General features: G+C 68.1%; 24 protein-coding genes and 2 pseudogenes. 14 read left to right on the top strand and 12 right to left on the bottom strand.

The window, feature by feature from the left end:
- Positions 1-2: 2 nt before the first annotated feature.
- Both ACIGXW_RS05055 and ACIGXW_RS05050 read right to left on the bottom strand, forming a co-directional pair.
- On the bottom strand, positions 3-494 hold the full coding sequence (locus ACIGXW_RS05055) for a polyketide cyclase (RefSeq protein WP_399569909.1): 492 nt from the start codon (positions 492-494) through the stop codon (positions 3-5).
- A gap of 46 nt (positions 495-540) precedes the next feature.
- Positions 541-822, bottom strand: a complete 282-nt coding sequence (locus tag ACIGXW_RS05050; protein ID WP_399569906.1) for a hypothetical protein — start codon at positions 820-822, stop codon at positions 541-543.
- A 357-nt stretch (positions 823-1,179) separates the two neighbouring features.
- Here ACIGXW_RS05050 and ACIGXW_RS05045 point away from each other — a divergent pair, with 357 nt between their 5' ends.
- Positions 1,180-2,166, top strand: coding sequence for an LLM class flavin-dependent oxidoreductase (locus tag ACIGXW_RS05045; protein ID WP_399569904.1), 987 nt, complete (start codon positions 1,180-1,182; stop codon positions 2,164-2,166).
- A 60-nt stretch (positions 2,167-2,226) separates the two neighbouring features.
- Here ACIGXW_RS05045 and ACIGXW_RS05040 read toward each other — a convergent pair whose 3' ends face one another.
- From ACIGXW_RS05040 to ACIGXW_RS05025, 4 genes and pseudogenes are all read right to left on the bottom strand, one after another.
- Entirely contained in the window at positions 2,227-2,562 is a 336-nt protein-coding gene (locus ACIGXW_RS05040; protein ID WP_399569902.1) for a branched-chain amino acid transporter permease, read from the bottom strand.
- A 236-nt stretch (positions 2,563-2,798) separates the two neighbouring features.
- A pseudogene (locus ACIGXW_RS05035) lies at positions 2,799-3,000 on the bottom strand (IS5/IS1182 family transposase); the annotation flags it as partial.
- Positions 3,001-3,040: 40 nt separating this feature from the next.
- A complete protein-coding gene (locus ACIGXW_RS05030) occupies positions 3,041-4,213 on the bottom strand; it encodes a serine hydrolase domain-containing protein (RefSeq protein WP_399569899.1) in 1,173 nt (390 codons plus the stop codon).
- Positions 4,214-4,484: 271 nt separating this feature from the next.
- A complete protein-coding gene (locus tag ACIGXW_RS05025) occupies positions 4,485-5,312 on the bottom strand; it encodes a helix-turn-helix transcriptional regulator (RefSeq protein ID WP_399569896.1) in 828 nt (275 codons plus the stop codon).
- A gap of 124 nt (positions 5,313-5,436) precedes the next feature.
- Between ACIGXW_RS05025 and ACIGXW_RS05020 the strand changes: the two genes are divergently transcribed.
- The 6 genes and pseudogenes from ACIGXW_RS05020 to ACIGXW_RS04995 all read left to right on the top strand — a co-directional run bounded on the left by ACIGXW_RS05020 (position 5,437) and on the right by ACIGXW_RS04995 (position 11,838).
- Complete coding sequence (locus ACIGXW_RS05020) at positions 5,437-6,174, top strand: SDR family oxidoreductase (RefSeq protein WP_399569894.1); 738 nt, start codon at positions 5,437-5,439, stop codon at positions 6,172-6,174.
- Between the two features lie 14 nt (positions 6,175-6,188).
- Positions 6,189-6,317, top strand: a pseudogene (locus ACIGXW_RS05015) (nuclear transport factor 2 family protein); the annotation flags it as partial.
- 80 nt (positions 6,318-6,397) lie between these two features.
- Positions 6,398-6,520, top strand: a complete 123-nt coding sequence (locus ACIGXW_RS05010; protein WP_399570859.1) for a hypothetical protein — start codon at positions 6,398-6,400, stop codon at positions 6,518-6,520.
- A gap of 297 nt (positions 6,521-6,817) precedes the next feature.
- Complete coding sequence (locus ACIGXW_RS05005; protein WP_399569892.1) at positions 6,818-9,193, top strand: lantibiotic dehydratase; 2,376 nt, start codon at positions 6,818-6,820, stop codon at positions 9,191-9,193.
- Entirely contained in the window at positions 9,190-10,497 is a 1,308-nt protein-coding gene (locus tag ACIGXW_RS05000; RefSeq protein WP_399569889.1) for an MFS transporter, read from the top strand. Before ACIGXW_RS05005 ends, ACIGXW_RS05000 begins: the two co-directional genes overlap by 4 nt.
- Positions 10,498-10,530: 33 nt before the next feature.
- A complete protein-coding gene (locus tag ACIGXW_RS04995) occupies positions 10,531-11,838 on the top strand; it encodes a peptide ligase PGM1-related protein (RefSeq protein WP_399569887.1) in 1,308 nt (435 codons plus the stop codon).
- 58 nt (positions 11,839-11,896) lie between these two features.
- Here ACIGXW_RS04995 and ACIGXW_RS04990 read toward each other — a convergent pair whose 3' ends face one another.
- On the bottom strand, positions 11,897-13,111 hold the full coding sequence (locus tag ACIGXW_RS04990; protein ID WP_399570829.1) for a cytochrome P450: 1,215 nt from the start codon (positions 13,109-13,111) through the stop codon (positions 11,897-11,899).
- A 415-nt stretch (positions 13,112-13,526) separates the two neighbouring features.
- On the opposite strand from ACIGXW_RS04990, the gene ACIGXW_RS04985 reads away from it, so the two are divergent.
- From ACIGXW_RS04985 to ACIGXW_RS04960, 6 genes are all read left to right on the top strand, one after another.
- Entirely contained in the window at positions 13,527-14,438 is a 912-nt protein-coding gene (locus tag ACIGXW_RS04985) for a 2-oxoglutarate and iron-dependent oxygenase domain-containing protein (RefSeq protein ID WP_399569885.1), read from the top strand.
- 94 nt (positions 14,439-14,532) lie between these two features.
- On the top strand, positions 14,533-15,906 hold the full coding sequence (locus ACIGXW_RS04980; protein ID WP_399569883.1) for a DUF6002 family protein: 1,374 nt from the start codon (positions 14,533-14,535) through the stop codon (positions 15,904-15,906).
- A 73-nt stretch (positions 15,907-15,979) separates the two neighbouring features.
- Positions 15,980-17,335 (top strand): hypothetical protein, encoded by a 1,356-nt coding sequence (locus ACIGXW_RS04975; protein ID WP_399569881.1) that lies wholly within the window; start codon positions 15,980-15,982, stop codon positions 17,333-17,335.
- Between the two features lie 57 nt (positions 17,336-17,392).
- Positions 17,393-18,319: a TauD/TfdA dioxygenase family protein gene (locus ACIGXW_RS04970; RefSeq protein ID WP_399569879.1), complete on the top strand. Its 927-nt coding sequence runs from the start codon at positions 17,393-17,395 to the stop codon at positions 18,317-18,319.
- 13 nt (positions 18,320-18,332) lie between these two features.
- A complete protein-coding gene (locus tag ACIGXW_RS04965) occupies positions 18,333-19,385 on the top strand; it encodes a methyltransferase (protein ID WP_399569877.1) in 1,053 nt (350 codons plus the stop codon).
- Between the two features lie 37 nt (positions 19,386-19,422).
- A complete protein-coding gene (locus ACIGXW_RS04960; protein ID WP_399569874.1) occupies positions 19,423-20,628 on the top strand; it encodes a GNAT family N-acetyltransferase in 1,206 nt (401 codons plus the stop codon).
- A gap of 40 nt (positions 20,629-20,668) precedes the next feature.
- Here the strand turns inward: ACIGXW_RS04960 and ACIGXW_RS04955 are convergent, their stop codons facing one another.
- Positions 20,669-21,004, bottom strand: coding sequence for a hypothetical protein (locus tag ACIGXW_RS04955; RefSeq protein ID WP_399569872.1), 336 nt, complete (start codon positions 21,002-21,004; stop codon positions 20,669-20,671).
- 83 nt (positions 21,005-21,087) lie between these two features.
- Positions 21,088-22,011 (bottom strand): hypothetical protein, encoded by a 924-nt coding sequence (locus tag ACIGXW_RS04950; RefSeq protein WP_399569869.1) that lies wholly within the window; start codon positions 22,009-22,011, stop codon positions 21,088-21,090.
- A 311-nt stretch (positions 22,012-22,322) separates the two neighbouring features.
- Between ACIGXW_RS04950 and ACIGXW_RS04945 the strand changes: the two genes are divergently transcribed.
- Positions 22,323-23,474 (top strand): hypothetical protein, encoded by a 1,152-nt coding sequence (locus ACIGXW_RS04945; RefSeq protein WP_399569867.1) that lies wholly within the window; start codon positions 22,323-22,325, stop codon positions 23,472-23,474.
- A gap of 19 nt (positions 23,475-23,493) precedes the next feature.
- On the opposite strand, the gene ACIGXW_RS04940 is transcribed toward ACIGXW_RS04945, so the two are convergent.
- The 3 genes from ACIGXW_RS04940 to ACIGXW_RS04930 all read right to left on the bottom strand — a co-directional run bounded on the left by ACIGXW_RS04940 (position 23,494) and on the right by ACIGXW_RS04930 (position 25,526).
- Positions 23,494-23,898, bottom strand: coding sequence for a hypothetical protein (locus ACIGXW_RS04940; protein WP_399569865.1), 405 nt, complete (start codon positions 23,896-23,898; stop codon positions 23,494-23,496).
- 167 nt (positions 23,899-24,065) lie between these two features.
- Positions 24,066-24,344 carry a hypothetical protein gene (locus tag ACIGXW_RS04935; protein WP_143170520.1) on the bottom strand — a complete coding sequence of 93 codons (279 nt, stop codon included), beginning with the start codon at positions 24,342-24,344 and terminating at the stop codon, positions 24,066-24,068.
- 318 nt (positions 24,345-24,662) lie between these two features.
- Positions 24,663-25,526, bottom strand: coding sequence for a glycoside hydrolase family 19 protein (locus tag ACIGXW_RS04930; protein WP_399570827.1), 864 nt, complete (start codon positions 25,524-25,526; stop codon positions 24,663-24,665).
- Between the last annotated feature and the right edge of the window lie 185 nt (positions 25,527-25,711).

Raw genomic sequence — 25,711 nt, 5'->3', positions numbered from 1 at the left:
GGCTACTGGCCGGTGACGCCGCGCGCATCCACTCCCCCATCGGCTCCCAAGGGCTCGACACCGACCACCACACCGCGCCGTCCCGATCGCATGGACACGGCGTGGTTGAGGTGGAAGAACGGGCGCGCCAGTGGCATCCAGCGTCGCAACGCTGCCTTCGTTACGCTGACATGCTCAGTGAAGAAGGCCACACAGCCGCGCTCGCCGACGTCTCCGACGCGCCATCGCACGATGCCGGTGATGTCCCCTTCGAGTGCCGCTTCCAAGACACGCTCGACCGGATCCTGGACGAGCGGCCTCAGCCGAACCGTCAGCTCGTAGGGCAGCATCGACCTGATGACGACCTCGCACTCCTGTTCGCCGGTCTGCCTCACGGAACGGAAGGCCGGCCACCATCCGGGGTAGTGCTCGATGTCGGCAAGCTTCGCGTACATGGTGCCGGCCGGGAGCGGTGCCCTCCAGCGCCCGGCGAAGCGCATCTCGTGGCGGCTCACGTCGGTCTCCTTGTCGGCTGCGTGACGATCGTCGTCGGGGTGACTGTCAGCTGCGGCGGCGGGACAGGTCGGTGATGAAAGACCGCCACTGTTCCCGTACGTCAGCAGGGATGGATGCCCCGCCGAGGGCCGCCAGTGCCGACGCCGCGTGGCGGACAGCCGCCTCCTCGGAACGTCGCCTGCTGTCTGTCTCCTCCAGCAGCCGCATGGCTTCGGGGACATCCATCGGAGCCGGAGGACCGGAGTCCAGCAGGTCCGCGAGCCGCCGGCCGGCGGCGGTGCCGGAGCCGACCGCAAGCAGCAGGGGCAACGTCTTCTTGCCACGCATCAGGCTCGACGAGCGCCACCCCCCGCTCGAGGATCTCCTCGCTCCCCGGTGACCGCTCCGATGTGCCGTGCGAGACAGTGCTGTGCAACAGCATGCGTGTCATCACTGCCTCGCCTCGCCCGTCCCGTGGTCCGCAGCCCCCGCAGTGGTCGTCCCGGGGCCTCCGCCCACCGCATAACGACACCGCCGACCGGGAGTTACTGCAGCAGCAGCCGTCCGACCGGACGGTTCATCCGGCAGCGGATCTTCACCGCGCTGCCGGCCCGCGCGGACGCCCGGAAGCTGATCGCCCATGGCGATCGGCATCTTCCTCGGCCTCGCCGCCGCGCTCACCTGCGTGATCTCTATGCTGACGACATGATCGATATACCGCTTTCAGCGTTGGAAGTCGCGATAGTGCAAAAGGGCGCCCGGGCCGTGGACACCCTGCGCGACACCACGGCCTTCGCACAGGGAATTGAACGGCTGGGCTACCACCGGATCTGGTACGCCGAGCACCACCACTCGCCCGCGATCGGCGCGTTCCCGCCCGTCGTGTTGATCGCGCACTCTGCCGCCTCGACCTCGTCCATCCGTCTCGGTTCGGGCGGAGTGCTGGCCCCCAACCACGCCCCCATCACGCTGGCGGAGCAGTTCGGCACGCTGGCCGCCCTGCACGAGGACCGCATCGACCTGGGCATCGGACGTGGCCCCGGGACCTTCGACGAGGCCACCGCACGGGCACTGCGCCGCGGAGCCGGACCGGCGACGGACGGGGAATACCGAGGCGACATAGCCGCGACCCTGTCCCTCCTGGTCGACGAGGTCGCGCTCGGCCCGCTCCCGGAGCCATGGCTCCTGGCGTCCAGCACCGCAGGGGCCGCTCTGGCCGCGGAACTCGGCCTGCCGATCGCTGTCGCGCATCACATCCGCCCGGACAACACCCTCGGGGTCCTGGAGCGTTACCGGGCGGCGTTCACCCCGTCCCGTTGGTGCGAGCAGCCTCGGGTGCTGGTGTGTGTGGAGGCGGTGTGTGCCGAGACGGAAGAAGAGGCCGCGCGGCGAGCCGGACCGATGGAAGTCGTCAAAGCCGGCCTCCTCAACGGCCACAGTGAGATCCCTTTCCCCACCCCGGCGGAGGCGGCCGCCCACTCCTTCACGGCGGAAGAACGGCGGGCGCTGGACGGCTTCCGTGCCCAGCAGGCCGTCGGGACACCCGAAACCGTCGTGCGCCGGCTCGCGCAACTGGTCGGTGAGACCGGAGCGGACGAACTCATGCTGACCACACCCGTCTATGACCTCGGCCACCGCATTCGTTCCTACGAACTCATCAAGCAGTACATCGAGTCCACGGCGACCCCGTAGGGAAACGCCGAGCTACTGGGGTGGACGAGCGGCGGCACCGGCGTCCGCGTCAGGCGGGGTTCAGGGGGCGAAGACCGTGCTGGCCAGGATCACGTGGGTCGCCGTGCCGCCGAGGATGCTCATCAGCGCGTTGCGGCGCCACAGGTGCAGGCCGACGGTGACGGCGAGGGCGACCAGCGGGGCCACGGCGCGCGCGTGGGCGAGGGGGAGGAGGAGGTCGCGCAGGCAGTAGACGAGAAGGATCACCATGACGCCGGCGGGCATACGGGTGCTGAGGTACTGGACGGTGCTGCTGGCGCGCAGGGGTGTGAGGGCGGCGAAGGGAAGGGCTCGCAGGCCCCAGGTGACGGCGGTGGCGACGAGGACGGCGGCGATGGCGTAGCGCGTGTCAGGCATGGGTCGGCTTCCTGCCGGTGGTGAAGCGGCGGCCCAGGAGGCGACAGCCCCGCCCACCACCAGTCCAGGCCCCACTGTGCCGCGAGCGCCCCGAAGGCGAGCCCGAGGGGAACGAATCCCAGGCCGGCGCCCACGGACGCCTTGAACGCCGCACGCGCCTCGGACGGTCTGGCGGGCGGAGGGACGGGCGCAGGGGCGGGCGCAGGCCGAGGGCGGCCCTCGGTGGCAGCCGGGGGTGATCGGTTATGTTCTCCTTTCCAGTCCGGGAGTTGAGGCTGGCCGCGCTCGCGGCGATGCGGGATGGCCAGGCCAGTGCCGCGGTAGCCGCCGTCAGCAATCACTGTGGCGCCGCCGGCGGCAGCCTTCACGCCGGGACAGCTCCCACGCTATGCAGTCATTGCGGTCGCCGGGCACCGGTCGGCCCACCGCGACGTTGAGCGGGGGTCAGGCAGTCCGTACTAGGGGCCGACTCGGTCACTCAGGGTGACGTGCTGCAGTATTCGGCTTCGATGATCTTGGGCATGGACGTCGTGTCCCAGTCGCCGTTGTAGTTGTAGGCGAGTTGGTGGCGGCCGTCCTCGGTGGTCACGGCCATGGAGAGCCACCCGACCATGCCTCCGCCGTGGCCCCAGAGCGTGGTGCCGCAGCTCGTCTCGAACCGTTGGAGGCCGAGCCCGTAGGACTTGGACGAGGACCCGGGGGCGGCGATGGTCTTCATCGCCTTCAGCTGCTTGGGCGGCAGGAGCTTGCCTCGCAGCAGGGCGCTGTAGAACCGGTTCAGGTCGCCCGCGGTGGAGATGATGTCGCCGTCGGCCCAGCCCTGCGACCCGTTCATCTCGGTGATGTCGTCGATCCGGTCGGGTGCCGACCTGAACAACTTGGAGTAGCCGCGGCTGCTGGGCCGGGGCAGGTGGATGCTGTTTCCGGGGTTGGAGGTGTTCTTCAGGCCCAGTGGTGTGATGATGCGGTCGCGGACCTCGTCCTCGTACGACCTCCCGCCGGCCTTCTCGACGATCAGCCCCGCCAGGATGTAATTGGTGTTGGAGTACGAGTGCTTGTCGCCGGGCTCGAACAGGGGCTTGTGGGAGAGCGCCACCTTCACGTGCTTCTCGGGTGGCAGGGTGTCGTAGCGGTGTCTGAGGTAGCCGTCACCTTGCATGTACGTCTTGTTGTACTCCTCGTCGGCCAGGTAGTCGAACAGGCCGCTGGTGTGGTTGAGCAGCTGCCGGACGGTGATCTTGCCGCCGTCGTTGCCGTTGCCCCGTACCAGGCCGGGCAGCCGGCGCTCCACGGTGTCGTCGAGGCTGAGTCTCCCCTCCGCCTCCATCTGGAGCAGGACCGTCGCCACGAACGTCTTGGTGATGCTGCCGACACGGAACTTGTCGTCCTTGCCGCGCGGCACACCCGACGTCAGGTCACCCACGCCCGACGCCGACTTCCAGACGCCGTCGCTGTCACGCGCCTGGGCCGTGACACCGGGGATGCCCGCCTTCACGGCCGCGTCCATCGCACGCTGCGTGGCCCGGTGACCGGCCACCCCCGCCGGAGGTGCGTCCGATGCTGCCTGGGCGGGCCCCACGAAGGCTGTGGCCGCCATCGCGGCCGCCGCGATACCCACCACGCCGGCCTTCGTGCTCTTCCGTAACGCCATTCCGTACACCTCACAGTCGTTGGAACCGGGCCGTACTCGTGCGGCCCGGAGGCAACTGCGGGTGTCGCCGACCGCGTTGCGGGAGGGCCGCCTGTGTACCAAGACCGCGGGCAGTGCCGGAGTGGTTGAGAAGGATCCGCACGGTCCGGGTGCGCGATGTCCAGACACTTGTTGCTGAGCTCGCTCTTGATGAGGGTCGGGGCGTCCGCCGGGGCTGCGGCGCCGGCGGTGCCCGAGCCCGCCATCAGCGCGTAAGGCAACGGCATTGCCCCTAGGCGCGGTGCGCCGTGGCGTGCACGGAGCCGAGCAGGCTGAGGGCCTCGGCGCTGGGGCTGCCGGGTTCGGCATGGTAGATGATCAGCTGCTGGCCGGGGGCGTCCCGCACATCGAACGCGTGGTGGGTGAGGGTCAGGCCGCCGACGTCCGGGTGGTGGAAGTGCTTGTTCTCCCGGGTCTTGCCTCGCACGGTGTGGGTGTTCCACAGCCGGGCGAAGTCCGTGCTGCACGCGCTGAGTTCGCCTACGAGAGCCCGTAGGCGTGGACTGCCCGGATCGACGCCGGACGCCTGACGCAGATGCCCCACCACCGTCTCGGCCGTCCGGTCCCACCGGGGATGGAAGGGCCGACCCGCCGGGTCGAGGAAGACCATGCGGGCCAGGTTGTCCATCGGTTCGAAGGGGTAATACAGCGCTTCGGCCAGGGCGTTGGCGGCCAGGACGTCCAAGGTCGGGTTGATGACGAACGCCGGAGTGCTGGGGTAGCCGTCCAGCAGGACGCGCAGGGCGGGGGCGACCCGGTCGGTGGCGGCGACGGGCCGCTGGGGCGGTGTGGTTCCGGACAGTTGGTGAAGGTGCGTCCGGGCGTCTGTATTCAGCAGCAGCGCGCGGCTGAGCGCATCCACCACCTGCGCGGACGGGTGGCGTTCGCGGCCTTGTTCCAGTCGGGTGTAGTAGTCCGCGTTCACTCCTGCCAGTACGGCGACCTCCTCGCGGCGCAGCCCTGCCACCCTCCGCACGCCATGGCTCGGCATCCCGACCTCGTCGGGCCGCACGGCGGCCCGGCGCGCGCGCAGGAACTCACCCAGCTGGTTGTCGGTCATGTGCCCAGGCTAGGCCGTGGGCCCGGCGTGGTGCCTGGGTGTACCGCACCCAGGCAGCACACGGCCTGGGCCGCCCCGAACAGGCCCCCCAGACTCGGTGCCCTACCAAGAGAAGGGTGCGGTCATGCCAGAGCAGACAGCCAAGGTCGTAGCGATCACCGGCGCCAGCAGTGGGATCGGCGAGGCGACCGCTCGCCGGCTCGCCGCCGACGGGCACCGCCTGTTCCTGGGAGCACGGCGCACCGATCGCCTGGACCGACTCGCCATGGAGATCACCGCCGCCGGCGGCACGGCGGCGTCCGGGCGCCTGGACGTCACCGAGGCCGCCGACGTCGAAGACTTCGTGGCAGCGGCCGCAGAGCGCTACGGCCGCGTGGACGTGATGGTCAACAACGCCGGGGTGATGCCGCTGTCGCCGCTGGAGGCGCTCAGGACGGAGGAGTGGAACCGCATGATCGACGTGAACATGCGGGGTGTCCTGCACGGCATCGCCGCCGCCTTGCCCGTGATGCGCGCGCAAGGCGGCGGGCACATCGTGAACATCGCCTCCGTCGGCGCGCACGAGGTCTCTCCCACCGCCGCCGTATACTGCGCGACCAAGTTCGCGGTCCGTGCGTTCTCCGAGGGGCTGCGTCAGGAGTCGGCCGGTGACGTCCGGGTGACGCTGGTCTCGCCGGGCGTCACCGAGTCCGAACTCGCCGACGGCATCGCGGACCCGGCCGCCCGGGCGGCCATGCGGGCGTACCGCGCCGTGGCCCTGCCGGCCTCCGCCATCGCGGATGCCGTTGCCTACGCGATCTCCCAGCCGCCGTACGTCGACGTGAACGAGATCGTCGTACGACCTGCGGCGAGTGCCCAGTGACGGAAGGAACCGGAATGCCGCACACCCCCGCCCTCGACGACCTGGCGCGCAGAGTGCGGGCCCTGGAGGACCGGGACGCCCTGCACGCTCTCATGATCCGCGGCTGGCGGGCGCTGGACCGCAAGGACTGGCGGACCTGGTCCGCGTGCTGGGCCGAAGACGCCGTGCTGGAGTTCGAGCCCTGGGGGCGGATCCACGGGGAAGAACCCCCGCCCCCTACTCCATGGGCGGCTCCTACGACTGGGAGTTCCGCCGGAACGGGGACGGCTGGCTCTTGGTCCGGCAGCGGATCGGGGTGTTGTGGACCGACGGCGACGACACCCTGCGGGCCTTCGAGCCGGAGTGAGCACACATTCACCCTTACGCGACTCTTCGAACATGCCCACGCACCCCGACGATCGGTGCTTTTCGGACTGATATATTCCGGCGCATTCGGCCACCGCTGGGCAGCGCCCCAGGTGGAGCCGCAGGGCAGCCGATGCACGGCCGGGGCCGGGTGACCAGAACTCATCCCGCCCACAGGAAGCGCTCAGCCGGGCCGTTGACAGGGCTTTCGTTTCGGCTGCATTGTCACTAAAACTACCTTTCCGGATCACTTCAGCAACTACGGGTGGTAAACAGTGCCCAACCTGTGGGTGGTCGTGTGATCGAGGCCGCCGCGCCGCCGTGGCGGGCTCTGCGGGTGCTCGTGGTGCGCAGCGCCGGTTTCCCGGCTTCCTGGCTCGCTGAGCTGGGGTCCGGTGCGACGGTGGCGGCGCTGCGCCGAGGTGACACCGCCGCCGAGGTGGGCGCCGTGTACGAGGCCGAGGTGGCACAGACCTCGGCCTCTGTCATTCGGCGCTTCCATACTGAGCCGGGACTGCGCGATGCCGTGCAGTTCGCCAACCCCCCGCTGTGGCGGCGGATGGCACCGTGGCTGGATCGGCGGGTCGAGACGATGGACGCGTGGCGTAGCGCGGACCGTCAGCAGACCGACACGCTGACCTTGATGCTCCAGAGGTACTGCGCCAAGAACGAAACAGTCAGCCATGCCGGGCCCATCACGACCGCCGTGTTCGATCCCGACCGGATCGGTGTGATGTCGACGTCCGTCGTCCCGCAGCGCCGCCCGCAGTTGTCGCCCTGGGCTGCGGAACAGTTGCAGACGTCCTTCCTCGGCGATGCCGCCACTGCTCACCGTTGGTGGCGGCCCCGTATCGCCCCCGGCTGTCGGTTGACCGACAGCGGGTTGGGTGTCATCGCGTACGACTTCAGCAAGCGACACCAGAGCTTCCCGGACGCGGTCACCGGCGTCTTCCAGTTCTCGATCCCGGTACGCGAGGCGCGGTTGCTGCGGTTGTGCGACGGCAGTCGGCCGGTGGGCGAGATCCGCCGACAGTACGAGGCCGAGTACGGCGAACCGCTGCCGGAAGCCGAGGCTGTCGCGATGCTGCGCTGGCTTGCTGAATCCGGGGCGGTGCTGACCGGCCCTGAGCTCCCGTACGGGGGGATGGACACGCTTCAGCCGTTGCGCCGCCTCGCCGCTGAGGTGGGAGACCGGGATGCCGAGCGGCACCTGGATTCTGTCGGCGCCGCCCTCTCCGGTCTGGCCGCAGCGGTCGGCGAACAGGACCGGGCGGCCGCCATCACCGCGCTGGAGACGGCATTCACCGCAGCGACCGGTGACTCGCTCTACCGCGCGGCAGGCGTCACCTACGGTGATCGCACCATCTATAACGAGGACTGCGACAGCGAGCACGGCGACATGGTGTTGGGGCAGCCGCTCTGCGACGTGATCGAGCGTGATCTCGCTTTCGTGTACGACATCTTCCTGATGCTGCCCAGGGCCCGCCTGCGCGCGGTGCGGCGCATGATGCAGCACTGGTTTCGCGACGTTTTCGGGGTCGGAGCGCACGTACCGGTTCATGACTTCGTCACCGCCTGCCTGCGCCATGACGCCTCGCTCACGGCCGGATACGACGAGGTCGAGTCCCTGCTGGCCGTGAAGCAGGCCGCGCTGGAGCAGCTGCTGGCCCCCGTGGACTCCACGGAACCGGTGCATCACATCGACGACGACGCGATCGCGGCGGCACGTGCGCTCGCAGGCGAGGCCCTGCCCGCTGTCTGCAACCCCGACCTGATGCTGTGCACCGACAGTCCGGACGGGCTGGTTCGCGGGGACTTCCTGGCCGTGGTGGGCGATCTGCACGCAGCCGAGGAAGGGTTGTCGCATGGCCTGTTCGCGCCGTGGGTCGCCGAGGCCTGCCCTGACATCGAACTGGGCGCCCATGTAGCGGACGCCTATCGGACGATCCTGGGTGAGGACGAGGACCTTGCCGACGTAACGCACAGGCATCGCAACAAAAGCTACGCTCGAGTCGGTCTGCCGTGCCTCGACATCGAGGCGGCCGATCGATCGCCTCGGCCGGCGGACTCACGGGCGCGCTTGCACGAACTGATGGTCAGCGACAGTCCGCGCGGTCTGCGACTGCACCTGCCGAACAGTGACCGAAGCCTTCGGCTGACCTCCCCGCCTCTCTACTGGCAAGGCGTTCGGGCACGTAACCCGTTCGCTGTGTTCTCCTTCCCCCAGCGCGTCGACGGCCTGCCGCTTCCGCTGGGCGCTCGGCGGCATCTCCCCCGGCTGGTACGTGGGCGAGTAGTCCTCCAGCGCGCGATGTGGGCACTGCCGGCGGCCGAGTTCCACGACCGGGACTGGCACCGGGGATTCCTGGCGGTGCAGCGCTTGCGGGAGCGGGAGCGTCTTCCCCGACACATATTCGTGAAATTTCCACAGGAACTGAAACCGGTCTACTGCGACTTGGACAGTCCCCTGCTGGTACGTCAGGTCTCGCGCCTGGCGCGGGCAGCCGGGAACGGCCGACTGGTGCTGTCCGAGATGCTTCCCGGCCCTGACCAATTATGGTTGACCGGCAACCGGGGGAAAGTCACCTCGGAGCTTCGATACGCCGTATTCTGCGCCGACCGGACAGACATGGTCCGCGAGCGCGCTCTTGACTCGGGGCAGAAGGAAAAGTGAAGGCGCAGATTCGCAGAGTCCTCGTCGATGTCGAACCCCTCAGGACCGACGCGGCTTTCCGCCGGCTTTGGCTCGGGGGCACGCTGTCATCGCTGGGCAGCCGGATGACCACCTTCGCGGTCATGCTGCAGGTGTACCAGGTCACCGGCTCCTCGGCCGCGGTGGGCGGGGTGGGACTGGCCACCCTGCTGCCGACCCTCGTCGTAGGTCTGATCGGTGGGTCGCTGGCGGACGCGCTGGACCGCCGCAAGCTCGTCCTGGTGACGGGCAGCAGTATGGCTGTGGTCTCCCTGTTGTTCGGGGTCCAGGCCTTCACGGGCAGCGAGCAGGTGTGGCCTCTCTATGCACTCACCATGGCCCAGTCGCTGTTGTTCGCCATCGACAACCCCGCCCGCCGGACTTTTATCCCCCGGTTGCTGTCGAAGGAGCAGCTGCCGGCCGGCCTGACCCTGCAGATGCTGGCATTTCACCTGAGCGTGATGCTCGGTCCGACCATCGGTGGATTCCTTGCCGCCGCCGGCGGGGTGAAGATCTGCTATTTCGTGGATGCGCTGACGTTCCTCTTCGCGCTGTACGGCGTCTTCCGGCTGCCTCCCATGCGGGTGGAAGGAGGATCGTCCAAGCCCGGTGTCCGGTCCATCTGGGACGGCATCAGATACGTCGCCCGCAACAGGATCGTCGCGGGTGCGTTGCTCTCCGACCTGACCGCAACGGTGTTCGCCATGCCGTTCGCTCTTCTGCCGGCCCTCAACTCCGACCGCTTCGGTGGGTCACCCACCACACTCGGCCTGCTCAACGCCGCTCCGGCGGTCGGCGGGGTACTCGCCATGTCATTTTCCGGCCCGGTGGGACGTACCTCGCGCAAAGGCATCTGGTTGCTCGCCGCGGGTGCGCTGTGGGGGGCCTCGCTCGCCGGTCTCGGATTGACCGACCGGTTGTGGCTGGCACTGACCGTGCTGGTCGTGGCGGGGGCCGCGGACGCGACGGCCGTCGTCCTGCGGGGGTCCATCGTGCAGACCAGCATTCCCGACGGGTATCGCGGCCGGACGACCGCCCTCGACTTCGTGGTCGGCGCCGGCGGGCCACACCTCGGCAACTTCCGCGGCGGCGTCGTCGCTTCGGCCACCACCCCGTCGGTGAGCGCGCTGACCGGCGGGCTCTCGTGTGTCGTCGGCATTGCCTTCGTCGCCCTCTGTTTCCCCGCTCTTCGGCGCTTCACCACCGAAACCGATGAGCCGAGTTCCCGCGTCGACCCGAACGCGCCCATCAGTGAGAAGAACGTGTCCGTGAGTGATCCGAAATGATCTGCGACTCCCTTCCGAGCGGATGGAACAGGCATGGTGAAAATTCTGGTCGGTAACGACTTCGACGAAGTGCTCCGCACCCGCTCCGCATCCGCCTGGTGGGCTCAGCGCGTGATGTGGTTCGCCGACGAGGGTGACGTCGTCGTCCTGCCGTCACATCCGGAGAGAGCGTTCCTGCGGTATGTGACCTCCATGACGGGTACCCGGCTCGAATCACTGCGGGTCCTGGTGCCACCGACCGACTGCGATGGGTCGGAGACACTGTCCGGTACGTCTCTCACCGACGAACGTCTGCTCGCGGAGATCCGTTCGGCGATCGCGGGCCGGACCATCACCAGCATCCTTCCGCTCTGGCCGGGCGCGGCGATCGCCCGGCTCGCACGCGCCCTGGGCGTACCCGACGCATTGGCCGGCCACGGCTTCATCGAACAAGGCGGCGGCGCCTTGATGAACAGCAAGACGGCCTTCCGGGCCATCGCGGCGGGCGTGGGCGTCCCCGTGCCGCATGGCCGGGTGTGTGCTGAAGAGGAGGACGCCGTCGACGCCGTCTGTGAGTTGGTCGGCGCGGGCCAGACGGCCATTCTGAAGAAGGACTACATGTCCGGTGGTGCCGGCAACGAGATCGTGAGCCCGGTGCCGGGGCTGTCGCCCGTGGGCGCGAAGAAGGTGGTCGTGGCGTCCGAGGAAGGCGCTGTACGCCAGTACCTCTCGGACCGTTGGGACTGGCTCACCGACAATCGGAGGAACCCGTTCGTCGTAGAACGGTATTTCCCCGGCAGCGCCGCCTGTTTCGCCGAGTATCTGATCAGCGATGCGGGCATCGAGTTCGGTGGTTACGGTGAGATGCTGTCGGAGCCGGTGACGACGAAGCAGATCATCCCGCCGACGGAAGTCTCGCCGGAGATCCTGGGTGAGCTCACCCGCCAGGGTCGGAACCTCTGCGAGCCGTTGCGGGCGATGGGATACCGGGGAAGGCTCAGCGCCGACGCGGTCATCACGCCGGACGGCGAGCTGTTGTTCACCGAGTACAACGGGCGGGTGACGGGATCGACCCATGTCTACAGCGTCTTCGGGGGAAAGATCGTCGGCCGGGAGTTCATGAAGGACCGGGTACTGCTCGAAGGCTTCTGGCCCAAGGGCTGGTCGGTCCCCTCGTTCGACTCGGCGGTGCAGACCCTTGCCGATGCCGGACTCGCCTACGACCGGGGCAGCCGTAGCGGAGTCATCATCAGCAGCGCGTTCGACCGGCGCGACGATACGCTCCTGCACTGCGTCGTCGCGGAGAGCCTCACCGCCGCGTACGAGGTCGAGAAAAAGCTCGAACAGTGCTTCGCCGGTTAGCGCGCCCCGTCACGGGAGCGCCCTCGGCCCAGGTCGCCCCGGCCGTGACGCGGCGCCCTCACGACCAGGCCACCGGCAGCCGATGCACCCCGTAGAACCCGGTATCCCGTCCGAGGGAGACCTCCTCGGGCGGCACCGCCAGGCGTAGTCCCGGAAAGCGACGGAACAAGGCAGGAAAGCCGACTCGCATCTCCATCCGCGCGAGATTCTGCCCGATGCATTGGTGAACTCCGTGCCCGAACGCGAGATGTCCACTCGCGCGCCGCCCGATGTCGAGGCGATCCGGTGCAGCGAACCGTCCCGGGTCGCGGTTGGCCGCGGACAGCGAGACGGTCACCGACTCGCCTGCCCGCAGTACCTCACCGACCACCGACACGTCTTCCAGTGGGGTCCGCGGCACGCCGAAATGAAAGATGGTCAAGTACCGCAGGAGCTCCTCCACCGCGGTGTCCGCCACGTCCGGGTCCGCCGTCAGCCGGGCCAGCTGATCCGGATGGCACAACAGCGCGAACACCCCGAGCCCCAGCGAGCCGGCCGTCGTCTCGTGGCCCGCCGACAACAGCAGGACGCCCGTGCCGGCGATCTCAGCCGTCGACAGCTCGTCGTCCGCCGCCAGCACACTGAGCAGGTCCCGCTGCGGCCGTCGGCGCTTGTGCCTGGCCAGCTCGGTCAACAGCGCGTCCAGCTCGGCCATGGCGCGAGCCGCCTGCTCGGCGGTCGCCCGGAGGCTGAAGAGGGTGGCGCTGTTGCGCTGGAAGCCGCCCCGGTCGGAGTACGGAACACCCAGCAGCTCGCAGATCACCAGTGACGGCACGGGCACCGCGAACTCGGCCACCAGGTCGGCGGGCTCTTCCGCCGTAGCCATCGTCGCCAGGTGGTCGGCCACGATCTGCTCGACCCGGGGCCGCAACGCACGCATACGGTGCGCGGTGAAAGCCCCCGCCAACCGCCGTCGAAGCCTGGTGTGCTCCGGCGCGTCCATGTCGACCAGCCAGCCCGGCAGTGCCGTACTGCCGTAGAACGGGTCCGTGCCAGGGCGGGCCACAGGCACCCGTTTCAGCTCGGATCGGGCGCTGAACCGAGGGTCGGACAGCACCGCCCGGGCCAGTTCGTAGCCGGTCACCAGCCATCCCAGGTGCCCGTCGGGGTACCGCAGTCGGCTCAGCGGCGAGCGGGTGCGCAACATCGCCAACTCGGGCGGCGGGTCGAACGGGTTGATCCGCTCGGTCGGCAGCGAAGGGGGCGGAGACTGGTCCACGACCCTGTTGAGCATCATCGCGTGCCCCAACCGTGATTATCATCAGCAACCGCGCGGTGAGCCGTGCTGCCGTGCGGCCGCGCTTCCGTATCCAAACCGACCCATTTATCAGGCTGAACGAAACGACCACTGCCCACAATGGACCGAACAGTACTTTTGGCCGAGTTTCCCAATGGTCTGATACGGCACCGGAAATCAATCCCGCTGGTTGACTCGAATCCCATGAGGCGTGATTGCATGTCAGGTAGTGCACGAGACGGCTGTGCTCACAGTTGACATGTGAAATCTGGCCGAAAGCAGCCGCTCCGGGGTTGCCCGAAGCCGGCCCGGACTCGCAAGATGGCCTTGCGGTGTGGGCGATTCAACCCCTACCCGTCCGTCCGGCCCCGGGCTGGGCCCGGCCGCACTGGACTGCTCTGGAGGGTACGGGGTGATACCGCACGTTGAACTGCCGGGGAACGCGGCTGAGTGGACCTCGCAGGACCGAATGCAAGTCGCTGGCAGAATCAGCGGCATCTGCAGGAGCGAAGGCTTTCTGTTCGTCCACAATCACGGCATTCCGGCCGGCCTGTTCGCGGATGTTTACGCGGAAATTCGACAGTTCTACAGCCTCCCGACAGAGGAGAAGAACAGGTACGAGGCCACCGAGGAGTCCCAGTTCCTGGGATACAGGGGCCTGGGCCGGGAAAGGAGCCGCACGCACAGCGGCACCGAGGCCTGTGAGCAGTACCGCATCGGCAACACCACTCACGAACTCGCGCTGCCTGACTCCGTGGACTTCTACCATGAGCACTTCCCGAAGTCCTTGGAGCTCTTCGCGTATCTGGTCCCGCTGGCCGACGGGATCCTGGCAGCCTGCGCCCTCGATCTAGGGTTGGCAGAGGATTTCTTCGCGGCCCACCGGAGCTCACCTCTGGACCGGCTGGGACTCAACTACTACGGCTCCACGCATTTGACCGACGTCGACTCAAAGGTCAACTACTCGATGTCTCCGCACATCGACCTGTCGCTGTTGACGATCCTGTCCCAGGACGAATCAGGCCTGAACGTTCGCGACGTCGAGGGGAAATGGCTGGAGGTCCCCGCCGACCCGGACGCGCTGTTCGTCTTCCTCGCCGACTACGTACAGCGCTGGTCGAACGGGGTGCACCGGGCGGCGCCGCACAGGGTCAGCGCTGTAAGCCGCGACCGGATGTCGATCCAGTACAAGCACCGACCCGACTACGGTGTCGTCGTCGCCCCGCTGGACGCGTTCACGGATGAGGCCAATCCACCCAAGTACGCACCGCTCGACACCGGTTCCGACTACGTGGCCGTGCTGCGGTCCATCCTCGGCAGGTGAACCCGCTCACCCGGCGCCAAGCCGCTCCTGGCCCTCGGAGCGCAACACGGCGCCGGTCCCAGACCGGGCGAAGCAGAGGGACACATCGATGACAATGACGAATCCCCATGGGTGGGCCATCACGCGCAACCCTGTCCTCGATCACTACCACCGGCTGCCCGAGATCGTGGAGGCGTGCGTCCAGGACCGCACGGGCAACAACGAACCGGAGGGATTCCGGCCCGGGTTCCACTTCCCGGAGTTGGACGACCGCGTACGCGAGTACTTCGCCGCCGCGGCCGTTTCCTGGCGCTTGCTGGACGATTTCCGGGGGCTCCGGGTCCGCCTGCTCGACCTGACCGGCAACCCCGCCACCCAGACCACCAAGTCCCTGGCGTCGCTGCTCATCGTGGCCCGAGCCATCGAACATGTGCGCCGCACCGGCACGCCGGTGATGCTGGTGACCCCGACCTCCGCCAATAAGGGCACGGCCTTGCGCGACGCGGTGCTACGGGCACTCGATCTGGGCCTGGCCGAACCACATCAGCTGCGGGTGGCGACGATCTCCCCGGCCGCCTGCCGCGACAAGCTGCGCCGCGGACGGCTGTCCACCGACCCGGAGTTGCGTGCGCTCAATCCCGTCCTGCTGTTCGAGGGCCAGCAGGCCGAGGACGTCAAGCCACTGGCCCGGGAGTACGTCCGCAAGTACGCGGCCGAGTGGTCCGGCCACACCGGCGGCCGGATGTGGTTCTCCCTCGAGCTGGCCAACTACATGCTGGCCGACACCACCCGGGCGCTGTTCGAGCACGACGCGGAACCGATCGCCCAGGGCGAGGTCCGCGTGCACGCCCACGCCGTCTCCAGCGCTTTCGGACTGCTCGGCTACCACACAGGCCGTGCCCTGCTGGAGGCCACCGGCGACGCGACCCCCGCACAGCGGCCGGAGTCCTTCCTCGTGCAGCATCTGCACACCCCGGACATGGTTCTCAGCCAGCGTTTCGGCAGCTTCGAGCGCCGCAACATGCCGCGTTACGCATGGGACCGGGTCGCACGCCTGTACCGCCAGGACCAGGATCCGTGCTTTCCCTACGCGACCGACAGCCCGAGCGAGATCTTGGATCCCACCTTTTACACCCACCGGCCGCTCACATCCCAGCGGATGAACGAGATCACCAGGGAGTTCGGTGGCGGAGGGATCGTCGTCTCCCGGCACGAGTGCCTTCGGCACTACGCCGCGGTTCGCCTCGAACTGGCCCGCGCCGGGCTGCGCATGCCCGAGGATCCGGGAGATCTGGCCGAGTGGTCACTGGTGATGGCCATGACCGGCGTCCGGGAAGGCGTGGAGCGCGGACTCATCGGCCGGGACCGCACCATCGTCGTCCACGCCTCCGGCACCTACGCCCGGTCCGACTACGACCAGCTGGAGGACGGCGACCTGCACTTGGTGCGGTCCGTCGACGACGTGGCCACCGCTGTCGGGGCGAACTGAACAGCCCGGGGCCAGTCAGCCACGACGAACGTCGAACGCGTAGGTATCCATCCCCTGCCGAAAGTTGGTCGTAGTGAAGCCGGGAACGTCCTCGTGGTTCGGCGCGCGCCCCTTCCCCACCACGAACCGCAGCCCGTCCGACGTCGTCAGCACGGTACTCCGTCACGAGCTGCGCGATTGCGGAACGTGGCTGCACACGCAACCGGTACCCACAGAGCCCTTCGCGCTCTCCCGACCGGCCTACGACGAACTCTTCACCGCCACACGCAGCCTGCTCGCCCTGCTCCGCCGGGCGCTGCTGGAGGCGGCACCCACCCGGCAGGGCCGACTGGCGGCTCTGGGCATCCGCTCCACCGCCAACTCCTTCCCGTTCTTCGTCGGCGACGACGACTTCGAGTTGCGCCATTGCGACGTGATGGCCCGCCCCGACATCGTGATCGGACCGGACGGACCCCGCTTCCTGGAGTTCAACGTGGGCGGTGCGTTCGGTGGTCCCACCGAGACGCACCGCTTCAGCCAGGCATGGACCCGCCTCTACGGCGGCCCGGCCAGCGGCCTGCCCTTCACCGTGGACGACCCGCACGAAGCCCGCGCCGAGCTGCTCGAAGACGTCTGCGCGGAACTCGGACTGCGACGAGCGGTCGCACTGGTGGGCAACCGGGTGGACCGCCGGTGCGAGACCACACGCTACTTCGACGGCGAGGCCGCCTATCTGCGGGAACGGGGCTTCGACGCCGAGGTGCTGGAACCTCACGACCTGCCGGGCGTGACCGGCCGGGCCGGCAGGCTACGGTTCCCGCTCGCACTGCGCTACTTCTCGCCTGCGGACTGGGTGTCCCGGGGCGAATCGCTGGACCCGGTGCACGATCTCATCGCGGCCGGATGCGTCCTCTACCCGCCGGAAAGCAGCTACCTGGTCGCCAACAAGAAGCTGCTCTGCCGGCTTTCGAAGGGCGAGTCCTGGATGAACGACGAGGAGCGCCGACTGGTGGCCCGGTACCTCCCCTGGACCCGTGCCACGTCTGACGCCAAGGTCGATTGGCACGGTGAACCGGTGGACCTGCGGCGGCTGCTCATGGCGCACCAGGAGTCGTTCGTGCTCAAGCAGACCGTGGGCATGATGGGCCACGGTGTCGTGATCGGCCGCTTGTGCCCGGAGCCTCGATGGACCGCGGCCGTCTCCCGGGCGCTGGATGCCGGGGACTCCGTCGCGCAGGAGTACGTAGAGCCGGGCCGGTACGAGCTGGAGATGGTGGCGGGCCCAGGCTCACAGCCGTATCACGTGTCCGTGGCCCCGGTACTGAGCCCCCTCGTCTTCGGCGGCCGACCGGGTGGGGTCTACGCACGCTACTACCCGGACGGCCGCGCCGGGGTGGTGACCGTCGCCCGGGGCGGGGCGATGGAAAACGTGGCGTTCGCGGCCGCTTGAGCAGGCCACGGACACCGCTTCGACCGGAAAGGAACGAGAGGGAGGTCCCGCACTCTCATGTCAGAGCCTCAGTGGACGGTCGACCGCCTCACCGGGAGCATCGGGGCGCAGGTGTCGCGGCTCGACGTCCGCCGGATCGGCCCGGCCGACGTCAACCGCCTCAAGGAGCTGATCAGCGAGCACGGAGTGCTCTTCCTGCGCGCCCAACCCACCGATCCGGCCATGCTGGTCGAGTTCGCAGCCCGGTTCGCTCGAGTGCTGCCGGCCCACCCCCTCAAGCCCGGGCTCCCGGACCATCCCGAGGTGCTGGCCAACGAGACTGGCGGCGTCACACCCGATGATGTGCGGTGCCGGGACGCCCATAACAGGCACGGCACCAACTGGCACGTGGACTGCACCTTCGTCCGGGACGTGCCGACGTACTCGCTGCTCCAGGCGGCACGCGTGCCACCGGTCGGCGGCGACACCCTCTTCGCCGACCTGGCCGGCGCCTACACGGCGCTGTCGGAACCGCTGCGCGTCCTGGCGGACGGTCTCAGCTGCCTGCACCACGCCCGGAGGCTGTTCGCCGACTGGCTCACGCCCGGGGCCGACCCGGTCGGGCGCGACCGGCTGCTGTCACTGCCGGTGGTCCGTCACCCTCTGGTCGCCGTCGACCGACGCGCGGCCGGGCGCCGGTCGCTCGTCCTCAACCCCAATTACATATCGACCATAGAGGGACTGTCCGGCCTGGAAAGCCACACACTGCTGGACCTGTTCATGCACCACGCGCTCGTCCCGGAGCGCACGGTGCGATGGCGGTGGGCCGTGGGCGACATCGCCGTGTGGGACAACGTCCGCCTGCTGCACAACTACGTTCTCGACCACGGCACCGGTGACCGCACCATTTACCGCGCACTGGCCGGGTGCGGCCCGCTGTCCGGAGTGACCGGCTGCAAAAGCCAGGTGATCGCTCAAGCCACTCCCCTGACGCTCGACCAGTGAGGTGCCTCCCGACATGGACCGCTCGCTGTCACACGACGAGAGGGACCCGGTTCTCGAACGCTTCCATCTGCTGGTGAACGCCCCGGCACTGTTCAACGCCCTGGTCACCGCGTTGGAGCTCGACCTGTTCGCCGCCCTGTCCGGCAAACCCTCGTCCTTCGACGAACTGCGCGTGGTCACCGGACTGCCACCCCACTCGCTACGGGTCCTGCTGCACGCGGTGTGTACCACCGGGCTGCTCGAACGGCATGACGGGTGGTACACGAACTCCCCGGTCGCCGAGGAGATGCTGACGCGCGACGGCCCCGACAGCTGGCGCCACATCCTGGTCGGCTGGCGGGAGATCTACTACCCCGCCTTCGCCCGGCTGACCGAAGCACTGAAAGCCGGTACGAACGCCGCGCTCGCCGCTCACCCGGGCGACGAGCCGACCCTCTACCAGCGGTTGTCGCACGCCCCGGAGCAGGAGGCCGTCTTCCACCGTGCCATGAGCGCTTTCACCCTGCGCAGCGTGGAAGCCCTGGTGGAGACCGAGGAGTTCGCATCGGTCCACCGGCTCCTCGACGTGGGCGGCGGCGACGGCACCACCAGCACCCGGCTCACTGCCCGGTATCCGCAGCTGAGCTCGACCATCTTCGACATGCCCAGTGTGTCGAAGCTCGCCGAGCGGACCACCGCACCCGACTTCGGTGACAGGGTGACGGTGCATCCGGGGGATCTGTTCGCAGACCCCTTTCCGGCAGGCTCCGACACGGTGCTGTTCAGCCACGTTCTGGAAATCTTCTCCGGTGAGCAGATCGTCACTTTGCTGACCAAGGCCCACCGCATTCTGCCGCCTGGCGGGCGGGTCCTGATCTACGGGTACAACGTCTCGGACGACGAGACCAGGGGCTGGTACGCGGCTCGCCTGTCGCTCTACCTCAACGCCTTGGCCAGCGGCCAGGGCATGGCCTACCCGGCCCGCGACTACGAAGAATGGCTGCGTCAGGCCGACTTTCAGCAGGTGCGGACCCTGGCCGACTACCCCTACGAACACGGCCTGCACATCGGTGTGAAGCTCTCATGAGCCTGATCGGCTCACTCGGAAAGGTGGGGCTTGCGACATGACAGGCGGCGAGCGGCTGACCTCACAGACGGCCCGTCCGGCGGCCCTGCCGCCACCACGCGTCCCTCTGAACCAGCGGCTTCGCCTGCACGCCGGCTACGAGTGGCGCAACAGTGGAAATCCACTCCTGACCCGGCTTCGCGTCGGCTGGGACACCAGGAGCTGGGGAAGGTTCCCCGCCGTCCGTTCGGACCTCGGAGGGGTGTCGATCTCGTACTCCGGCCTCCCCGAGGGGCTCGCGTACACGCTGGAGTTCACCGAACACCGTCGCGAGAACGGCGTGGAACAGGCGGCTGTGCGTACGGCGACGACGCTCAAGGGGCGGAGTCTGACATCCCCGCCTCGGCTACCGGACGCCGATATCGTCCTAGTCGGCACCAGCACGGCCAAGGCGAGGCAACTGCCTTTGAACTCCTCGCTGATCATGCCCATCCGGGTGCACTTCGTGTTGGACTTCGGCGAGGATTTCAAAAATACTCACCACCAGGCTTCAAAAGGCGCACGACGTGACTTTCGCCAGAAGTCGCGACAGCACGACTGGACGTTCGGCGTCGAACACGACCCCGCCTGGTTCGAGTTCTTCTACGACCGGATCTACATGGCGACGATGCTCGAGCGCTACGGCGAGCGGGCCCGCACCGAAAGCAAGGATTCGGCGTACGAGTGCTTGTTCCGTTCGGGAGTGCTTTTCTATCTTTCCGCGAACGGCAAGCGCATCGCCGGACACCTGTGCCACTGGGACCCCGGCTCCGGCGTGCTCACCTCCCGCCTGCTGGGCGTTCTCGACGGAGCGGCAGAGCACTACTCGGCCGGCGCACTCAAGGTGATGTACTTCCTCCTCATCGACTGGGCGGCCAAGAACGGTGCCCGCCGACTCGACTTTCAAGGCACGGAAGCTTTTCTCAGCAAGGGCACTTACCAGATGAAACGCCGTTTCGGCACCCGGGTCGCCCTCCCTCCGAACCACTTCGGTGGCAAGCGGTTGTGGTTACAGGTGCGCCGCGATTCCCCGTCGGTGCGCGACTTCCTGGTGGCGAACCCCATGCTCACCGAAACCCCTGACGGCGTTCTGGAGGCGGTCTACTTCCACGACGACAAACGGCCGGCCCGCATCGACTACCGCGCGGAGTCGCCCGGGGTCGAGCGCATCCGCCATGCCGGTCTGGACGACTTCCTCTCGGGACTTGGAGGTTGCAGGGATTAACTACGGTACCCTCGACGGCGCGGGCCCCTGCCAGGGGTCGTCAGTCGTCCTGTCCGCCCTTGAGCGCCTCGGTCACCAAGGGGCGGAGGTCACGCAGCGACGAGGGCAGCCGGGTCAGCAGCCAGTGCTCCAGGGATCGGTCCCGGTCGGTGCGGGACGTGGTCCCCTCGGTCACTTGGCCGGCAAAGACGTGGATCACGCGGTCGGCGTCGGTGACCGTGAAGCCGCGGTAGCCCAGCCCCGGAGACGGGGGCTGGGCCACCGGGCCCGCGGGTGGGAGACCAGCCGTCAGCGCGCGGAATTCCTCGGCATCCCCGGGATCGAGGCGCCAACGAGGATTGGGGCGACCGCTGAACAGGTCCAGTTCCACCAGCATCGGTCTCTCTTCACGCTCTACGTGCTCCGGGTGCTCTCCTCATGCTGCTCGGATTCGGCCGGCGATGCCCGGCCGACTCGCCCTTACCTGATGACGACCGAGCGTCCGGCATAGAAGTATCCGCAGAAGTCACGATAGCCCCCGCGGTTGCACGTTTCCGGATTCGTGATCCGGCTACCGCTGTTGTCGTAGTCCCGGGCCTGCGTCTGGCCGGGCTTGTGCCCCCAGAAATTTCCGTTGTGGAACCTGTACCAGTGGTAATCCCGACCCGGCCACACGACCAGTGCGGTGAGCCAACGGGGTTTCTCGCTGTCCGGCAGACACTGGAAGCGCCGGACGAAGCCGTCGGCAAAGGCGGCCTGAGTGACGTTCGGACAGGCCATGGTCCCGGTCTGGGCCCCGTGCGCCCGGCCGGGCTGGGCGAAGGTGTCGGTGCGGATGTTGCGCGCGTAGTTGTAGCAGTTGTTGTGGGGCTGGACTTGCGGAGTGTTCCAGAAGCCGGGGTTGAACTGGCCGAATTCGATGTAGCAGGTGGCGGCCGGCGCGGCTTCCTGGGCAGTCGTGCGCAGGGGGTACGCGGAGAGCTCCGGGGACCGGGTCCAGGCCGGCGGCTCGGCCTGGAAGGCGTCGATCTCACCGAGCACCAGATCGCGCAGGTCATCGTCCAGTGGTGTCTGCTCGTGCTCGGCCAGCCGCGTGTCCGCATGGCGGGTCATGCCCTCCACGACCCGGCGGGCCAGTTCGGCCGAGCGGCCGGGGTCACGGGCGCCCAGGGTGCCCAGGGCGAAACTGCGGGGTAAGGAATCGGGCCAGGGCTCGTCGTCGCTGACCGCCGAGACGACGACCTCGCGATATCCCAGGCCGTCATACCCCGCCCCGGGTATCCCCACCGCTTCTTCCGCCGCATCGGCCACATCCGACAACAGACTTCTCGCCTCGCTCTCGTCCATGACGATCCAGGACGGGTCGGGGCGACCGGAGAAAATACTGATGTCAATGCGCAGCATGCCGATGCTCCTCATCCAGTGGGGGACTCGTGCCCCTTGTTGGTAGCATTGGCCACTGGCACGGTCAATCACTTCCACAGAAGTGATATTGACCCCCTCCGATTAGCTTCTGCCCCACGGTCGGTGGATCAGGAAACCGGCTCGCTTGAATTCTGAATTACCGCGCCGATAGCTGTCGGTGCCTCGGACTGTCCGGCGGCGATTTTCGCCTCACCCACAAGGGGGAATCCGCCGGATCCGCTGTCTGATGATCGGCGACCCCCGCTTGCATGGACGTGTCACCCAAGAGTCGCATCCATCAGGAGAGCAACGTGGACCGCCGCACCTTTCACCGCCGGCTGATGTCCTTGGGCAGCCTCGCCGCAGCCGGGACGCTGCTCGGGATGCCGGGCACCGCGACTGCAGGGCCGCGGTACCGGAACGTCCCCTCCCAACCGACCGGCTCCTCCCGACGGACAGTGGTGGAGTACGAGCTGCCGCCCGCCGAGGAAACGCACGAGATCGTCAAAGTGCCGGGGCGTCCGATGCTCCTCGTGTCCCAGATGTCCAACAGCCGGCTGGTGAAGCTCCAACTGGACACCCGCACCGAGCAGGTGACGTCCGTCAAGGCGTTCCCGCTCGGCGCCCCCGACGCGATGCTGCACGGACTGGCGGTCTCCTCGCGCCACCCCGGGCGGATCTGGGCCACGCACGAGGGTGCCGACCGGCTGCTCCTGGTGGATCCCCGGGCGGATTCCCTCGAGGCCGCCCCGCGCATCGAACGTGAGATCGCTGTTCCGGGTGGCGGCCGGGGGCCGCACTACGTCAACGAGTACGGCGACACCCTGTGGGTGACCCTGAAGGGAAGCGACCAGGTACTGGCCCTGGATCACACGCGTCCCGGCCGCCACCGCCTCTTCGATGCCGAGCCCCACCCCATCTTCGCCGCACAGCATCCGGTCAGCGGGGACTTCTACGTCAGCCAGGACGGCGCGAGCTCACTGCTGCGTATCGAACCGCGCAGCGGACGCACCTCCCGGATCCCTGTCCCGGCGGAGCAGGGCAGCACCCCGGTCGGCCTGATCAGCGGCCCCGGCGGCATCTGGGTGGTACTCCTCGGCACCGCGAAGGCGGGGACCGGCGCCTTCGGCCGGATCGACGCGGACGGACAGATCGTCTGGCACCGGCTGAGCAACCCGCTGGGCCGGTCGGCGTGGCTGCTGCACCTGGCCTTCGACCCGCCGGGCAAGGCGCGGGAGCCCGGACTGTGGCTCCTGGCGTCGACGATCGTCTCCGAGCAGGCCCGCGACCTCATCATCCGGGTGCGGTTCGACCCGTCCTGGGCACGTGTCACCGGGGAGGAGTACGCGGGCCTGCCGACACAGTTGTGCAAGGCACACCGCCTGCTGCCGCTGGAGAACAGTGTGCTCGCCACCGAACTGACGAGTGCCAGGGTGGCCCAGCTGATCAGCGCCCGGCACTGACAGCCTCGATCTGCCGGGCTCAGTATCCGGGGACCGAGCCCGGCTCCGGAAGGCTTCCCTTCGGCAGGCTGCCCCTCGCCTTCGCGGTCATAGCGCTGCCGATGGACTCTCCCGCCGATCCCGCCGTCTGTCCGATGAACCGCTGGACGCCGGAGGTCGTCTGCCTCAGGACACCACCGCCCGCCCGGCCGACCGCGGGCAAGGTCCTCCCGATCTCGCTGCCCCCGGCCGTCCGGCCCAGTTCCGCCGTCGTGTTCTGCAGGACGTTGTCCACCACCGCGGCCACCCCTTCCGGGTCGAAGCCCGTGCCGACCAGGTCGATGTCCGGCGCCCGGCCCTCGGCATGGGCGACGGCGCCCGGGCCGGTGACGCCTGTGCTCAGCGCGGCCGCGGTCAGGGCGGTCACCGCGAGGACTCGTCGCATCGGGACTCCTTCAGTCAATTCCGGCAAGACAGGCCTTTACGGCAAGAACGAGCCGGAGGAGCTCCCGGACACGCCACCCGTTCGCCACACCCGCCGACAAGGTCGCGGGCCGGCGACGTAGCGCACCGGCCATGACAATGCCCCCTCGCGGGAGGGGGCATTGCGGACTACTTGGAGCGTATCTTGCGGCCCTTTGGCGGCTCGCATTCCTTCGCGGCTGCGATGAAGGGCTTGAGCGCATCATGGAGCTTGTTCAGCGAGTCGGGCCCGAGCTCGATCTGGTAATACTGGACAGACGGGATCAACCTGGGTTCGAATTCGCTGCTTCCGTCCTCATCATTCTTCGCGGCCCCAACCCGCACTTCCATACCGGGGACTGCGAAGGTGTGCAGATGGACGTCCCCGGTCACGGTCGGATCGAGATCGTCGTAGGCTTCAACCTTCACCCACGTCTCCTGGGTGATGGACTGGTCTCCTACCGTCAATGTTCTGCCCCCCTTCCGCACACCCGGCTCACCTTGCCGCGATTCGTCTACCTCAATGAATCTGATGCCCATTAGCGACCCCTTCTCAAGAACAACCAAATCCTAGCTGTTGCCGGGGAGTTGCACTCAATCGGGAAGACGTCAGGAGGCCTCTAATGTCCCCGGACATCCTTTAACTGCCGCATCGATGGGTGGTCGGCGGTAGCGGATGAGCGTGCGTACGAGGCGGGTGGACGGGGCATGAGGGCGAGCCTGCCGGTCAGCCGCATTCCCCGGGGCTCAGCAATAGAGGTTGCCGCCCGGAGCCACACCCAGCAGCTGGGCGAATCGCTGGTAGCTGTTCACCCGGCTCTGCACCTGGGCGGGGTTGCGGCCGTTGCACTCCGCGGCGCCGTTGATGCTGCGGATGGTCTCCCCGAATCCACGGCTGTTGACCATCGCGTCGTGCGGCGTCATGGTGCCGGGGCCGCGCTGGGTGTTCCAGTACCACAGGGCGGTCTTCCAGGAGACGGCCGCGTCGGTCTGGACAAGCGATGGGTTGTTCAGCAGGTTGATTCCGAGGGCGTCGCCCGCCGCCTTGTAGTTGAAGTTCCAGCTGAGCTGGAGCGGACCACGGCCGTAATAGGCGGCCTGACCGGCCGGGCAGCCATAGGGCTGGTTCCGGTCGCAGTAGTGGGGATAGTTGGCCGTGTTCTGCTCCACGATGTGGACCAGGCCACCGGTCTCGTGGTCGACGTTGGCCAGGAAGGCCGCGGCCTCCTGCCGCTTGACCTGGTCACTGCCGGTATTGGCGAATCCCGGGTACGCGGCCAGCGCCGCGGTCAGCCCGTTGTACGTGTAGAAGGAGTTCCGGCCCGGGAACATCTGCTGGAACTGGGCCTCCGTCACGGGGAACTTTCCGGTCCCCGGGTTCCCACCTCCCTGACAGGTGTACGGGTCCCAGTACCACGTGCTGATGATCGGGTCGTAGCCGGGATTGTCGTGCTCGGCGATGTAGTACTTGCCGTCCGCATACCGGACGACCGTGCCCGTCGGATACCAGGTACCGGCCGCCCAGTTGGGCGCGTTGTCGCACGGGCCGGCGGCACTCGCTGTGCCGGACGGCACGAGGAGGGCCGCACCGACCAGAGCCAGTACGGCCATCAGCAAGGTGACGAAGCGGTTTCTTCTCACGGCGGCTCCTGTGGGGTCGGATCGCTGAGGTGACACTCGCTTGCTCAAAGCGCGACGGGGCCGACGGGAGGCGCTTCGGCCGTCGCCCTTGCGCAGTGAATAACTCTTCAACTTCGTTGTCAACGACATGCATCGTAGGCGGCCAAACCCGGTGC

Origin of the sequence: Streptomyces sp. NPDC053079 (genome assembly GCF_044546695.1) — a bacterium.
Lineage (GTDB): Bacteria > Actinomycetota > Actinomycetes > Streptomycetales > Streptomycetaceae > Streptomyces.
Note: the sequence above shows the minus strand (reverse complement) of the source record. Positions and strands in the feature narration are given on the sequence as shown.